Here is a 13816-nt window from a genome sequence, read left to right on the forward strand (position 1 = left end):
TCATGGGGCGGCCGTCGGGGTGGGATGTCGTCGATCAGGGTGATGACCCGGTCAAGGGGGATCCGTCGACGTTGCGGATGATGTCGCGGGAGTACCAGCGCATCTCCGACGCGGCCGATGACGCCTCGACCCGGCTGAAGTCGGTCAAGGGGTCGGGGTGGCTGACCGACTGGGAGGGTGAAGCCGCCGACGTGTTCGTCGATGCGATCGAGGACACCCCCTCGGACCTGACCAAGCTCGTCGACTCCTACGAACTCGCCGCGACCGCGTTGTCGGGGTGGGCGGACACGGTCGATGACACCCAGTACCGGGCCGACGGTGCGCTCGCGGACGCGAAGGACGCCTCCGGGGACCTCGCCGCGGCGCAGGACCGGCTCTCCGACGCGCAGTCGAACCTGTCGCACTACCAATCGGCGTCGTCCGACCTGTCGAAAGTCGCGGACGAGTACCCGGCCGGCTCCGAGGTGCCCGACGGGGTGGACGTACCCTCGCCGGCGCAGCTGCGGGCGGCGTCCGACAACGCCTCCGTCGCGCAGGGGTCCGTGTCGTCCGCGCAGGGCGACATCGCGGCGGCGCAGTCCCGGATCGACGCAGCGAAGCGGCTCGTCGCGGATGCGAAGGGTGACTGGCAGGACGCCGAGCAGCGGACCGCGACGAAGATCGGTGAAGCAGCCGACGCGGGCCTCGGGAAGCAGTCCACGTGGGACAAGATCTTCGGGTCCGAGGCGTGGGAGACCATCGTCTCCATCGCGAAGGTCGTCGTCGCCGTGGGCGGCATCATCGTCATGATCATCGGCGGGCCACTCGCCTGGATCGTGCTCGGCGCAGCCCTGCTCGTCCTCGCCGACACCCTGTACAAGATGTCGAAGGGCACCGCCGATGGGTGGGACCTCGCCTTCGCGCTGCTCGACTGCATCCCGGGGATGAAGGGGATCACCACCGCGGCGAAGATCGGCGAGGAGTTCGCGAAGGGCGCCTCACTCGCTGCCAAGTTCAGCTCGGCCGGTCGACACGTCGCCTCGGAGAGCCGACAGCTGTTCGCGCCGGGTCTGCACCTCGTCAACAACCTGCGCCACGGTGCAGCCCTCCGCTCGGTCGAGTCGCTCCGCGCCCTCGCCGTGCACGGCGGTTCCGCGGCGGTCGGTGCGCTCCGACGTCCGGGCGACGGCTTCATCGCCTCGGTCCGGTCGATGCCGGAGATCGCGAACAAGGCCACGCAGGCGTACTGGGACAACGGCGGGTCCTCCCTCGCCGAGCTCGCGCGGCACTGGCAGGGCGGCAAGGGCGGCTTCCAGAGCGGCTACCTCGGTGTCGACCGCTGGGCGAACGGCGACGCCGACTCGCTCGTCGGGCAGACGCTCCAGATCAGCGGTCCTGGCCACGGCAACTTCTACGTCCCCGACGGCACCATGCACGCCGGCGGCAGCGCCTCGAACTACAGCGAGTCCGTGCAGGTGGGCGTGCAGTCCCACGCCGGTCACGACGGCGTCCCGGCAGGAGCTTCGACGCACCCCGACTACCGCAACACCGGCGACAGCTACCTGGTGAACCAACCGCTGCCGCACGCCGAGGGCACCGCGCAGGCGAACACCCAGTTCGGCGGTGGCGGGCAGCACCAGCTCTTCACGGACAAGTCGACGAGCGACCTGGTGAACACCGGCGTGCTCAGCCCGGTCGACCAGGCGGGGAACGTCGTCCCCGACGGGATGAACCAGGTGCTGATGGACCCGGCCACGCGGAGTCCACAGCCGGGGGTCCTCACGACGAACCAGTACGCGAACGCGCTGCACGACCTCGGCTCGCGCGGGCCGGCCGTCGCGGCGGGCATCGTGACGGCGCCGTGGGACATCAGCGAGGCGACGCAGTCCGTCCAGGACCGACTGCGGTGACCCGCAGCGGCGTCACCCGGGCGGGTCACGAGCTCCTGGACCGTTCACCGTCCTGGAACGCCCTGCCCGAGCGCGCCGCGGACGGCCGGTGGACCATCACCGACACCGTCGACCCACTGTGGCCGGAGTACGGCGCGAGCCTGCGACTGCTCAACGCCCTGTCGGACGATGGCCACGAGGTCGAGGACCTCGACGGCACGCTGTTCGAACGCGGGCGACAGGTCGTCGTCCCGCGCGCGGCGCTCGTCCACACGGCTTCCGCACCCGCGGTCCTCGAGTCGGTGGCCCTGCCGGACTCGTTCCACGTCGCATCGTTCGCCGTCGACCGCCGGACCGACGCGAACATCGAGGACGGCTGGCGGAACGAGTACGAACCGCGCCGCTTCCGCACGACGTTGAGCCCGGACCGAGCAGCGATCGACCGCCACGAACCCGGGGTGGTGCCGACGACGGTGTCCCGCATCGAGAAGACCGTGGAACCCCTGCCGGCCGATGCCCGCGGAACGTACACCGTGCCGTCGACCGGCCCGTACGAACAGGGTTGGGGCAGACTCGCTCCGATCGTCCGCACGATCGGCGATCTCGGGTACGACGTCCGTCCCGACCTCGGCGCGTACACGACGCTGTCCGGTGTCGTCCGCCCGACGTGGGGCACCGAGATCCGCGGAGCCGACGACTGGGCCGAACTGCTCGCCCGGTTCGTGTTCCCGCAGGGCGTCCAGTCAGAGGTACTCTCCGACGGGTACGCGATCATCCGCGACATCCCCCACCCCGGCGACCCGCTGCACCCGACGTTCGCGCTCGTGTTCACACCCCCGTCGGCGGCACGACCGAGCCTGTTCGCGAGGATCTTCTCCTGATGAGCACCACCACGAACCTCACCTCCGCACAGCGACGCGCCCTGATGGTGCGCTCGCGGTTCGCGTTCGCAGCTGCCGAGGTCGTCGCGCTCCGACACGACGAGCAGGGAATCCCACTCGGCGTCGTCAGCCCCGAGGGCAGCCCCCTCGCGCTGGCCTTCACCGATCCCGCAGCGGCCGTCGCCCGCATCCCGGCCGGGGTCGCCGCGACGCCGCTGTCACTGCCGATGTCACGTCTGGTCGCCGGCCTGCCCGCTGACTGGGGTCTCGTGCTCGACATCGACCAGCCCTACCCGCAGGTCGTGCAGCCCGATGAGAAGCAGACGGTCATCGCCGCGGGTGGTCCGTTCCCCGACGGAGCCGAGGTCACGCTCCGCCCGGCACCGTCCGCGTCCCAGGGGTTCTCCGACGCGCTCGCCGAACGAGCCCCGCTCACGCCTGGCGTGGTCCGCGTGTGGCTGTTCCGCCACGGCGTCGACATCGTGCCCGAGGACCTGATGGTCGTGGTGGCGACGGCGGACCGTGACGCCGCGTTCGCCTTCTCCGAGATCGTGTTCGAGGTCGCACGCGCGCACGACGTGCCGGTGCCGGTCATCACCGCCTGGATCGACGAGCTCCCCGTCGAGCACGCCACGTGGGTGCGTCAGCAGCCGCCGCTCACGCACGTCGAACGGCACTGAGCCCGATGCACCGTGGACACCCGGCGGTCGTGGTCCAGCGGGTCGGCGTCCCGGTAGAACTGCACGTGGTCGTCGACTCGCGCGGCCGACCAGAACGGGAGCAGCTCGACCACGGTGCCGCGGTGCACTGGGCCTACAGCGATCCGACCGACCGTCCGACCGACTTCGGTGCCGGGACGCAGTGCATCTCCAGCGACACGCTCCGCCAGCGCGAAGCCACGGGCTCGGTACGGTTCGTCATCGACCCGGCGGGCCCGTCCCGCGCCGGTACGGAGTTCCTCCCGCCTCCTCGGCCGCCGGTGCTCGCCACGCTCCGGTCCGTGACGCCGACTCCGCTCGGGACGACCGCCGGCCTCTGGGCCGCGATCACCGCCGACACCGTCTCGCCCGGGCGGTCGCTCATGCTCCGTTCGGGTCGGTGGTCGCTCCCCGTGGTGCTGGCCCGAGACCCCCGGGTGACGGCTGCGGCGATCAGACACGCCCTCGGCGACCGCCCGCACCCGGCGATCTTCGTGGTGGAACGTCCCGGAGGGCTGCCGCGGCCGTGGCGGGCTGGAGCGCGGGCAGCGATCGAGGCTGCGTTCTTGTCCTCCTGACAAATACCGTGGTACGGTCGAGCCATGGCAGTCGAACTCAGCACCTGGGACGCCCAGGGCAACCAGACGACACCGACGTTCTCCACCATGCGGTTCCCCGCCGGTGAAGCCCACGTCAAGGTCGCGAACGACACCGCCGAGCCGGGGGGACTCACCGAGATCGCGACCCTGCGCGGCACGAGCGGCGACGACCTGATCATGCTCGGCATGTGGGCGGACGCCGTGCGGCAGCGCGGATCGAGGTCCGTCGCCCTCGTCCCCTACCTGCCCGGAGCCCGGCAGGACCGCGGCTTGCCGTTCGGCGCGAAGGTCTACGCGGATGTCCTCAACGGCTTCCACCTCGACCAGGTCATCGCGTTCGACCCGCACTCGCCGGTCATCGTCGGCCTGGTCGACAACCTGACCGTCGTCACGAGCGAGCAGGTCGTCCGTGACGCCGTGGTCGGCGCACCCGAGCACGACGGCGGCGCCCCGTACACCGGCATCATCGCTCCGGACAAGGGCGCGGTCCCCCGTGCAACCGCGGTCGCCGAGGCGTGCGGGCTGCCGCTCTACCGGGCCGAGAAGCACCGCAACCCCGACACCGGCAAGCTCGACGGCTTCACCTGCGAACCCCTGCCCGACACCGGCCGATTCCTGGTGGTCGACGACATCTGCGACGGCGGCGGCACGTTCATGGGGCTCGCGGGCTCGACGGGCCTGCCCAAGGAACGCCTCGGCCTCTGGGTCTCGCACGGCGTCTTCTCCGGCCGGGCAGCACAGCTCGCCGACCACTTCGGCGAGATCGTCACCACCGACTCGTACCCGGCGCAGAACGCCATCGACGGCCTGCGCACGATCGCACTCACCCCCTACCTGACGGAGCAGATCCGATGACGCAGACCACGAGCACCACGACCAGTACGGGCACCGGGATCGAGCCGCGCATCACCACGGCGAGCCCGATCGCGCCGCTGCTGGCCGTCGACGGTTACAAGCACTCGCACCGGCAGGTCTACCCGGCCGGCACCACCCGCATCCTGATCAACTGGACGAACCGGTCGAACGCGCACATGCCCGAGTCGACGCACGCCGTGGTCTTCGGGCTGCAGGCGTTCATCCAGCGCTCGCTCGTCGAGGCCTGGGCACCGTTCTTCGCGGCGGACGAAGACGAGGTCGTCCGGCTCTTCGATGAAGCACTGCAGAGCTACTTCGGCCCGAACCACATCGGCACCGACCACGTCCGGGCCCTCCACCGCCTCGGCTACCTGCCCCTCGAGATCCGTGCGCTGCCCGAGGGCACCCTCGCACCGATCGGCGTCGCGACCCTGACCGTCGAGAACACGATCGACGAGTTCTACTGGCTGCCCAACTACATCGAGACCGCCCTGTCGGCGTCGATCTGGCACCCGTCGACGGTCGCGACGAAGGCGCTCGAGTACCGCGACCTGATGGAGGACTGGGCCGCCCGCACCGGCGCGGTCCCGGCCGGCATCGACTTCGCCGCGCACGACTTCTCGTTCCGTGGGCAGTCGAGCATCGAGTCTGCCGCAGCGGGTGGCGCGGGCCACCTGCTCTCGTTCCTCGGCACTGACTCGATGCCGTCGCTCGACTTCATCGACCGCTACTACCCGGGCGACAACGGTTGGGTGGCCGCGAGCGTGCCCGCCACCGAGCACAGCGTGATGTGCGTCCGCGGCGCCGACGGCGAGCTGGCGACCTTCGAGCAGATCCTCGACGTGTACCCGACGGGCATCGTCTCGGCGGTCAGCGACGGCTTCGACCTGTTCAAGGTCATCACCGAGACCCTGCCGCAGCTCAAGGACCGCATCACCGGTCGTGACGGCAAGCTCGTCATCCGACCCGACTCGGGCGACCCGGTCGACATCGTCACCGGCACCGTGCACGGTGTCGACGAGGCGGAACTGTTCGCCGCCGACCGCAGCCACGAGCAGAAGGGCGTCGTCGAACTGCTCGACGAGATCTTCGGGCACACCGTGAACGAGCAGGGCTTCAAGGTCCTCGACCAGCACATCGGCGTCATCTACGGCGACAGCATCACGCTCGATCGTGCCCGTCGCATCTACGAGCGCCTGGCCGCCAAGGGGTACTCGAGCGACAACATCGTGCTCGGCATCGGGTCGTACACGTACCAGTACATGACCCGCGACAACCTCGGCAGCGCGGTCAAGGCCACATGGGCACTCGTCGACGGCGAGCCCGTCGACATCCAGAAGGACCCGAAGACCGGCAGCGGCAAGAAGAGCGCGAAGGGCCGCATCGCCCTGCACCGCGACGAGACCGGCGAGATCCGGCAGACGGACCAGGCCACGGCCGACGACGAGGCGACCAGCCTGCTCCAGCCGGTGTGGGTCGACGGCCGCTTCACGCGCCTCCAGTCCTTCGCCGACGTCCGCAAGACGCTCCGCGACGAGCGTTCGGCTCGTGCCACCCGCCGGGGGGCCACCGCGTGACCGATGCCGCAGCGGCGATCCGCGACCAACCGCTCATCGCGATCGACGTCGTCCCGGTGTCCTTCGTGACGACGGACGGTCTACGGGTCGCCACCGCGCGTCGGGCGTACGCACCGTACGCCGGACAGGAAGCGCTCCCCGGCGTGCTCCTCGACGGCACCGAGATCCTCGCCGACGGTGCGCGGCGCGCCCTGCGGACCAAGACCGGCGTCGGCCCGGCAGCGGTGCGCCACCTCGCGCAGGTCGGCGCGTTCGACGGACCCGACCGCGATCCACGGAGCTCCGCGATCAGCATCGCGTTCCTCGCGGTCATCGACCCGGCAGCGCACGCCGACGCAACGTGGCACGAGGTCGGCGCGCTGCCGCTCGGACTGCCGTTCGACCACGACCGGATCGTCGACTCGGCGCTCGAGCGCGCACGGGTCCTCCTCTGGTCTGACCTGCCGTTCACACGAGCGCTGCTCGGCGATCCGTTCACCACGGCGGACGCCGCTCGGCTGCGGATCGCCCTGACGGGGACCACACCGGACCCGGGCAACCTCAACCGGACGCTCCGTACGAACACCGCGCTTGCCCGGGTCGACCTCCCAGCGAGTGCGGGACCCCGGGGCGGGCGTCCCCCGGCAGCCTGGACGTGGCAGGACTGAGCACGGTTGGGTGGACCCATGTCCTCCTCCCTGTCCGGTGACGACTCCCTGCACCTGCCCGAGTTCGACGCACCCCCGGCGTCGCCGCTCGACCTCGCGCAGCAGTGGCTGGATGCCGCGGACGAACGCGACGTCTCCGAGCCGAAGTCGATGACCCTCGCCACGGCAGGTGTGGACGGCCGAGTGTCTGCCCGCACGGTCGACGTGAAGCGGCTCGACGACCGCGGGCTCGTGTTCGGCACCTCGACGCTGAGCCCGAAGGGTCGTCAGCTCGCCGACAACCCACACGCGGCACTCCAGGTCTACTGGCGCGAGACCATGCAGCAGCTCCGGTTCGAGGGCCGGGCCGTGCAGCTGTCCGACGACGAATCCGACGCGCTGTTCGCCGACCGCTCGCCGAAGTCCCGCGCCGCCACCGCCATCGCCGACCAGTCCGCCGTGCTCGAACCGCGGACGTTACAGGACCTGATCGACGACGCGAACGTGCTGCTCGACGAGTCCGACGACGCCGTGCCACGGCCGGCTGGGTGGGTCGCGTGGCGGCTCGAGCCCGACGTGGTGGAGTTCTGGCACGGCAGCCGCGACCGGATGCACCGCCGCCTGCAGTACGTGCTCGCCGACGGCGCCTGGTCGGCCACCCGCCTGCAGCCGTAGTCGAGTCCGCTCCCGGTCAGTCCCGCTGCCACCACGACGGCTTCGCGGACTCGACGGTGATCGTCAGCGACCGGGCGTCGTCGGACTTCCTGGCCACCACGAACACCGTCGCCGTGGGGTCGGTGGTCCGCACGCGCCACACCGGCCATGTGTGCGGACCGAGCTTCGGGTCGTACCAGGGCCCCGGTCCGTTGTCGCTCTCGACCAGCGCGCGCCGAACGCTGGCCGGGTCGAGTTCGGGAACGCCAGCAGCCCGTGCCTGCGTCAGGACACGAGCGACACCGGCATCGACGGCCGTCGACCGCGCGGCCCGGGCCAGCCGGAGCCGGCGTCGCGTGACCAGGTACCCGAGGGCGATGAGCCCCGCGGCAACCAGCACCGTGCCGACCAGGACCACTGCGGTACCGCGGTCTCTCGGCTGGTCCGCGACGGCGACTCCCCCGACAAGGACCGCCCCGCCGAGCAACAGTCCGGCGCCTCGGATGCGCCTGACTGGTCGGAATGCACGGCGCCAGGTCTGATCCGCGTCGACGACGTCCCCGATGTCGACCGTGACCTCACCCGTCGCGCCGCCCCCGCCCGTCTGCACCCGTCCAGTCTCCCGCACCCCGCACAACCAAAGTGCACTCGAACCGCGGGATTCCGCGGCGCGAGCGCACTTTGGTTGTGCGAGTGGGAGCGGAACCGGCCGACGTGACGCCGACGCACCTGCCGACGCAGAGCGAGCGCGGAACGGAACCGCGCTACCGTCCGATCGGGTTCGCCATCGCCCCCGCCCGGATGAGCGACGACGACTGGTCCGCCAGGTCGACCATCGACAGGGTGTTCCGCAGCTGCAACCGGTTCAGGCAGGAGTGCTCGAACGTCGGCACCCGCAGGTCCAACGGCCGGCGGCGGTCCGGGTGCGCGGCGGCGTGCGCGTCGATGCACTCCCCTACGACCTCCCAGAACCGGCCTTCCGGCAGCACTCCGTCGTCGTCGAGGATCGCCGCGACGAACCGCAGCACCCCGTCGAACACGTCGGTGAACACCGCGAGGGCCGCTTCGTCGTCGGACACCGGGTGCACGATCCGGTCGATGTCGGCGGGCACGGGACGATCGTCGTGGCGCCCGAGCACCGCTGCCTCTTCCCCGATGTCCTTCATGACGGCACGGACAACGGCGCCGTCGCGGACGACGAGCACGAGGTTCTCGCCGTGCGGCATGAACACCAGGTCGTGCACGGTCAGGCAGTGCACGACGGGCAACAGGTAGGCGTCGAGCCAGCGCCGCACCCACTCGTCGGCAGGCAGCCCCGATGCCTCGATCAGCGCCGACACGACGGCGTTCCCCGAGGCGTCCCGGTGCAGCAGCGCCGCCATCGTCAGCAGCCGCTCGCCGTCCGTCACCCGTGGCAGCGGGCTCTCCCGCCACAGGGCCGCGAGCATCTTGCGCTGCGGCGACGACACGTCGACCCGGTGGTACGCGTCGCCGGTGTAGCCGATGGCGGCGTGCTCCCGGAGCACCGAGAAGCCGGCGGCAGTCAGCGTCGGGTCGGCGCTGACGATCGACTCGACCCAGTCGTTCACCGCCGGAGTGTTCCGCATGTACGCGGGCGACATCCCGCGCAGGAACCCCATGTTCTGCACGGCGAGCGCCGTCTTGACGTACGAGCGCGTCGGGTCCGAGCGGTCGAATGCGGTACGGATCGACTGCTGCGGCTGGTACTCGTCCGGCCCCTCGCCGAGGTCGACGAGGTCCTGCTGCCCCAGGTCGGGTGCGAACGTCACGGCGATCCGGTGCTGCCACTGCCAGGGGTGCACGGGGATCCACACGTAGTCGTCGGGGTCGAGGCCCCGACGTTCCAGCGTGGCGCGGAACCCGGCGATGGTCTGCGGGTCGAGCTCGGCCGCCCAGTGGTCGCGCTCGGTCCGGTCCGCGGCGAGCGCCAGGTGCGTGTGCTCCCGTCGGGCGGCGAGCCACCGGTACCGGAACCGGCCGCCGACCTCCGGCGCGAAGGCCCGGTACTCGTCGAGCCCGAACCCGATCCGCCCGTTCGCGGCGACGAACGCCGGGTGGCCCTCGGTCATCGCCGCCTCGACGTCCTGGAACGAGGCGACGGCAGCCTCGACGGAACCGCCCGCCCGCCCACGAGCGAGCTGCGCGGCGGATGGGCCGCCCCGCCGGTGCTTCGCAGCGGCGCTCGCCAGGGTCGACGCGATCTCCTCCAGGTACGTGCCGAGCAGCTCGTCGGGGATCCCGAGCACCTCGTGCAGTTCGAGCACGAGGTCCTGCGCACTGAGCGACGCCGGCATCCCAGCGCGAGTGCGCGTCAGCGAGGCTTCGTCGATCGACCAGTGTTCGAGCACGTGCTGCCGTGCCCGGAACCGGTAGGTCGAGTCCCCCGCGTCGAGCCGCCACCCCTCCCCGTCCGGCACGGGTGCGATCAGCCGCTCGTGGGTGAACTCGGCGATGGCCTTCGCCACCAGGTGTCGTTCGGCGGGTTCCAGGTGCTCGGGTCGCAGGTGCGCGGCCGGACCGTCGTCGTCGGGCACGCCGATCCGGTCGGTGTCGAGCACCGACAACAGTGCCCGCTTGCCGTCGACGTCGACCTGGCGCAGCGCGCGGAAGCCCACCTCGGCGTTCTTCGCCTGCACCGCGGTGTTCCGCGCGTCCGGCTCGACGACGACCCGCCGCGCGCCGAGGACGTCGCGGCAGTGCTCGACGACGGCGCGCATGACGGCGCTCGTCAGTCCGTGCACGCGGCCGCCGGCGGGCACCGGTGCGACGAGCAGGTGCATGCCGACGTCGCCGGGCTCCGCCGCCCACACGTCGGTGAGCAGGACGGCGGCGGGGTCGTAGGTCTCGACCAGGAAGCACGGCTCACCGTCGCGTCGGCCGAGCCACGTAGCCTGCGCCGGGTCCGCCTGCACGCCGGTCAGGTAGTCCCGGACGCCGTCCACGTCGAGGTCGCCCATCTCCCACCACGACGACGCCGGATGCGCGAGCCACGACTGGACGACGACGGCGTCGCGTTCCGGGACCACGGGTTCGACGGCCAGGAGGCCCGGAGCAGCTCCGGCAGACACCGTCGCCTCGGGCGCACTGGTCAGTCCACTACCCGTCACGTCGGTACCCGTCAGGTGCGCGCTCATGCGGGCACCTCCGTGCGCTCGGTCGCCTGCCGGGCCGGCGCGCGGTGCGCACCGGCGGGAGCGGCGGTGGACTGGTCCGTGGCGGGCAGGCCGAACTCCTGGAAGGCGATCCGGGCCTCCAGGCCGTACACGGGGCGACCCGTGACGGACCGGATGATCGACGCGTTCCGCCACGCGCCCATGCCGAGGTCGGGCGCGGTCAGGCCGTGCGTGTGCTCCTCGGCGTTCTGCACCCAGATGCGTCCGCCGAGGGTGTCGACGTGGTGATCGCGCGCGACGGCCAGGCGACCACGGGAGTCACGGGCGACGAGGTGCTCGACGGGGTCGAGGAACCGCGGCGTGCGCGGCGTGTAGCCGGTCGCCAGGACCAGCCGCTCGACCTCGTGGTCGTACGTCGCGCCGAGCTGCTCGTGGCGGAGCGTCAGCCGGTACGTCCCCCGGTCGGCGAGCCACTCGGCGTCGACGACACTGGTCTCGGTGCGCAGGGTCGTCGGGATCGGGCCTCGAGCACTGATCCGGTACAGCTGGTCGTAGAGCTCGTCGACCAGGTCCGCACTGATGCCCTTGTACAGCCCGCGCTGCTCGCGCCCGAGACGGTCGCGAGCATCCTCGGGCAGGCCGTGGAAGTGGTCCGTGTACTCCGGACTCGTCATCTCGAGCGTGAGCTTCGTGTCCTCCATCGGGAAGAACCGCGGCGACCGGGTGATCCAGTCGAGCCGGTAGTCGTCCTGGCGCAGGTCCTCGAGCAGCTCGCGGTAGACCTCGGCGGCGGACTGCCCGCTGCCGACCACCGCGATCGAGCCGGCACCGCGGAGCGCATCGCGGTTCGGCAGGAACTCGGCGGAGTGGATGACCGGTCCGGCGATCCCGCGCAGCGGCGCGGGGACCGACGGCTCCGTGCCGATGCCGACCACGACGTGGCGTGCGCGGTACGTCTCGGGACCCTGATCGGTCTCGGCGTGCACCGTGAACACGTCCGTCGCCGGGTCGTGCTCGACCGCCGTGACGGACCGGCCCCACCGGAGCGTGTCGAGCCGGTCGGCGGTCCACCGGCAGTAGGCGTCGTACTCGCTGCGCAGGGGGTGGAAGTCCTCGCGGATGTAGAACGGGTACAGGCGGCCGGTCTCCTTGAGCCACGCGAGGAACGAGAACGGCGAGGTCGGGTCGGCCATCGTCACCAGGTCCGCCATGAAGGGCACCTGGATCGTGGCGTCGTCGAGCATCATGCCGTGGTGCCAGGCGAAGCCGTCGGCGGCGTCGAGGAACACCGCGTCGAGGTCGTCGAGCGGGTCGGTGAGGCAGGCGAGGCCGAGGTTGAACGGGCCGATGCCGATGCCGATCAGGTCGTGGACGGGCTGTTCGTCGTGGCTCATCGGATCGCTCCTTCCGGGGTGGTGGTGACGGCTCGGACGCGCTCCGCCGTCGCGGCGACGTGCTCGAGCGAGGCGCGCATCTGCGCCGGGGTGGTCTCGGGGTTGAGCAGCGTCAACTTGTTGCAGGGTCGGCCGTCGATCACGGTCTTCGCGATGAGGACCCGGCCCTCGGCGAGCAGCGCCGCACGGATCGGGGCGACGAGCGCGTCGGCCTGCTCGTCGGTCACCCCGGCCGGCTGCCAGCGGAAGAGCACGGTGCTGAGCTGCGTCGGCGCGACGAGCACCAGGTCGGGGTGCTCCTCGACGATCCGGTGGGTGACGGCGGCGAGGTCGATGACGGCGTCGAACGCGGTGCCGATCGCGTCGGCCCCGGTCGCGCGCAGCGTCGCCCAGAGCTTCAGGGCGTCGAAGCGGCGGGTGGTCTGCAGCGACTTGTCGACCTGGTTCGGCTCGGCGGCATCCTCGGGGTTGAGGTAGTCGGCGTACCAGGCCGTCCGGCGCAGGTCGGCCGGGTCACGGACGAGCAGCGCGCTCGAGGACACCGGCTGGAAGAAGGACTTGTGCAGATCGGTCGTCACGCTGCGCGCCCGCTCGATGCCGGCGAGCAGGTGCCGACGCGTCGGGGAGACGAGCAGCCCGCAGCCGTACGCGGCGTCGACGTGCAGCCAGACGTCCTCGAGATCACACACGTCGGCGATCGGCTCGATCGGGTCGATGACCCCGCGGTCGGTGGTGCCGGCGGTCGCGACGACCGCGATCGGGGTACGGCCCGCTGCCCGGGTCGCGGCGATCGCCTCCGCGAGGGCTGCCGGTTGCATCCGACCGGTGTGGTCGGTAGCGACGTCGACCACGGCCTCGAGACCGAGGAGGCGTGCCGACTTCGCGATGCTGAAGTGGGTCTCCGCCGTCGTGAACACGGTGCCGGCGACTCCGACGGCTTCGCGTGCCAGCAGCAGCGCCTGCAGGTTGGACTGCGAGCCACCCGAGGTGAACACTCCGTCACCGGCAGCGAACCCAGCCCGGCGGGCCAGCCAGTCGACCACGTGGCGTTCGATGTCCGTGCCGATGCGGGACTGGTCCCAGGTGTCGACCGACGGGTTCACCGCGGCGAGGACGGACTCGGCGGCGACCGCGGGCAGTGCGACCGGGCAGTTCAGGTGCGCGAGGTAGCCGGGGTCGTGGAACCACACGGCCTCGCGGACGAACAGGTCGTCGAGTTCGGCGAGCGCCTGTTCCGGCCCGACAGGAGCGGCGTCCAGGTCGACCGCGCGCACCCGGTCGTGCAGCGCGTCCGGGGCAGTCGCGGTCGTCGGGCGGTCGACGGTGGCGAGTCGGTCGGCGAGCTGGTCCACCGTCGACCCGACGGTCGACCGGTAGCGCTCGGCGTTGGCAGTGGTCAGCAGTTCGATGGGTGTCACGTTAGGTAAGGCTAACCTCACCTGGATTTCGGTGTCACCCGAACAGGGGTGGACTCCCAGGTCTCGGGCGTGGCGCGACGTCCTCGTGCGCACGACGAACGCACCCCGCCGG

Annotated in this window: 12 protein-coding genes; 8 read left to right on the forward strand and 4 right to left on the reverse strand. The window is 71.3% G+C overall.

Translation table 11 applies throughout. From position 1 onward, the window contains the following. The first annotated feature begins 2 nt into the window (after positions 1-2). From M4960_RS08730 to M4960_RS08765, 8 genes are read left to right on the forward strand one after another with little or no spacing between them, the layout of a single operon-like run. Positions 3-1889: a putative T7SS-secreted protein gene (locus M4960_RS08730; RefSeq protein WP_374202931.1), complete on the forward strand. Its 1887-nt coding sequence runs from the start codon at positions 3-5 to the stop codon at positions 1887-1889. Continuing rightward, on the forward strand, positions 1886-2749 hold the full coding sequence (locus M4960_RS08735; RefSeq protein ID WP_248704045.1) for a hypothetical protein: 864 nt from the start codon (positions 1886-1888) through the stop codon (positions 2747-2749). Before M4960_RS08730 ends, M4960_RS08735 begins: the two co-directional genes overlap by 4 nt. Next, the gene (locus tag M4960_RS08740; RefSeq protein ID WP_248704046.1) at positions 2749-3429 is read left to right on the forward strand and encodes a hypothetical protein; all 681 of its coding nucleotides are present in this window, start codon (positions 2749-2751) and stop codon (positions 3427-3429) included. The genes M4960_RS08735 and M4960_RS08740 overlap by 1 nt, the downstream gene beginning before the upstream one ends. A gap of 5 nt (positions 3430-3434) precedes the next feature. Next, positions 3435-4025, forward strand: a complete 591-nt coding sequence (locus tag M4960_RS08745; protein ID WP_248704047.1) for a hypothetical protein — start codon at positions 3435-3437, stop codon at positions 4023-4025. 24 nt (positions 4026-4049) lie between these two features. Continuing rightward, the gene (locus M4960_RS08750; RefSeq protein WP_248704048.1) at positions 4050-4901 is read left to right on the forward strand and encodes a phosphoribosyltransferase family protein; all 852 of its coding nucleotides are present in this window, start codon (positions 4050-4052) and stop codon (positions 4899-4901) included. After that, entirely contained in the window at positions 4898-6478 is a 1581-nt protein-coding gene (locus M4960_RS08755) for a nicotinate phosphoribosyltransferase (protein WP_248704049.1), read from the forward strand. Before M4960_RS08750 ends, M4960_RS08755 begins: the two co-directional genes overlap by 4 nt. Then, positions 6475-7125 (forward strand): NUDIX hydrolase, encoded by a 651-nt coding sequence (locus M4960_RS08760; protein ID WP_194671716.1) that lies wholly within the window; start codon positions 6475-6477, stop codon positions 7123-7125. Before M4960_RS08755 ends, M4960_RS08760 begins: the two co-directional genes overlap by 4 nt. 18 nt (positions 7126-7143) lie before the next feature. Then, on the forward strand, positions 7144-7779 hold the full coding sequence (locus M4960_RS08765; protein WP_131922731.1) for a pyridoxal 5'-phosphate synthase: 636 nt from the start codon (positions 7144-7146) through the stop codon (positions 7777-7779). 16 nt (positions 7780-7795) lie between these two features. On the opposite strand, the gene M4960_RS08770 is transcribed toward M4960_RS08765, so the two are convergent. The 4 genes from M4960_RS08770 to M4960_RS08785 all read right to left on the reverse strand — a co-directional run bounded on the left by M4960_RS08770 (position 7796) and on the right by M4960_RS08785 (position 13704). Next, positions 7796-8368: a hypothetical protein gene (locus M4960_RS08770; RefSeq protein WP_248704050.1), complete on the reverse strand. Its 573-nt coding sequence runs from the start codon at positions 8366-8368 to the stop codon at positions 7796-7798. 154 nt (positions 8369-8522) lie between these two features. Further along, entirely contained in the window at positions 8523-10913 is a 2391-nt protein-coding gene (locus M4960_RS08775) for a GNAT family N-acetyltransferase (protein WP_248704051.1), read from the reverse strand. Then, positions 10910-12286: a lysine N(6)-hydroxylase/L-ornithine N(5)-oxygenase family protein gene (locus tag M4960_RS08780; RefSeq protein WP_248704052.1), complete on the reverse strand. Its 1377-nt coding sequence runs from the start codon at positions 12284-12286 to the stop codon at positions 10910-10912. Before M4960_RS08780 ends, M4960_RS08775 begins: the two co-directional genes overlap by 4 nt. Then, positions 12283-13704, reverse strand: a complete 1422-nt coding sequence (locus M4960_RS08785; RefSeq protein WP_308222002.1) for a pyridoxal-dependent decarboxylase — start codon at positions 13702-13704, stop codon at positions 12283-12285. The genes M4960_RS08780 and M4960_RS08785 overlap by 4 nt, the downstream gene beginning before the upstream one ends. Positions 13705-13816: the final 112 nt, after the last annotated feature.

The organism is Curtobacterium sp. MWU13-2055 (genome assembly GCF_023242305.1).
In the GTDB taxonomy this organism is placed as follows: domain Bacteria; phylum Actinomycetota; class Actinomycetes; order Actinomycetales; family Microbacteriaceae; genus Curtobacterium.

Coding starts and splice junctions, on each gene's coding strand:
- M4960_RS08745 (WP_248704047.1), top strand. CDS start 3,435: ATGCACCGTGGACACCCGGCGGTCGTGGTCCAGCGGGTCGGCGTCCCG.
- M4960_RS08775 (WP_248704051.1), bottom strand. CDS start 10,913: ATGAGCGCGCACCTGACGGGTACCGACGTGACGGGTAGTGGACTGACC.
- M4960_RS08740 (WP_248704046.1), top strand. CDS start 2,749: ATGAGCACCACCACGAACCTCACCTCCGCACAGCGACGCGCCCTGATG.
- M4960_RS08755 (WP_248704049.1), top strand. CDS start 4,898: ATGACGCAGACCACGAGCACCACGACCAGTACGGGCACCGGGATCGAG.
- M4960_RS08730 (WP_374202931.1), top strand. CDS start 3: ATGGGGCGGCCGTCGGGGTGGGATGTCGTCGATCAGGGTGATGACCCG.
- M4960_RS08750 (WP_248704048.1), top strand. CDS start 4,050: ATGGCAGTCGAACTCAGCACCTGGGACGCCCAGGGCAACCAGACGACA.
- M4960_RS08765 (WP_131922731.1), top strand. CDS start 7,144: ATGTCCTCCTCCCTGTCCGGTGACGACTCCCTGCACCTGCCCGAGTTC.
- M4960_RS08780 (WP_248704052.1), bottom strand. CDS start 12,286: ATGAGCCACGACGAACAGCCCGTCCACGACCTGATCGGCATCGGCATC.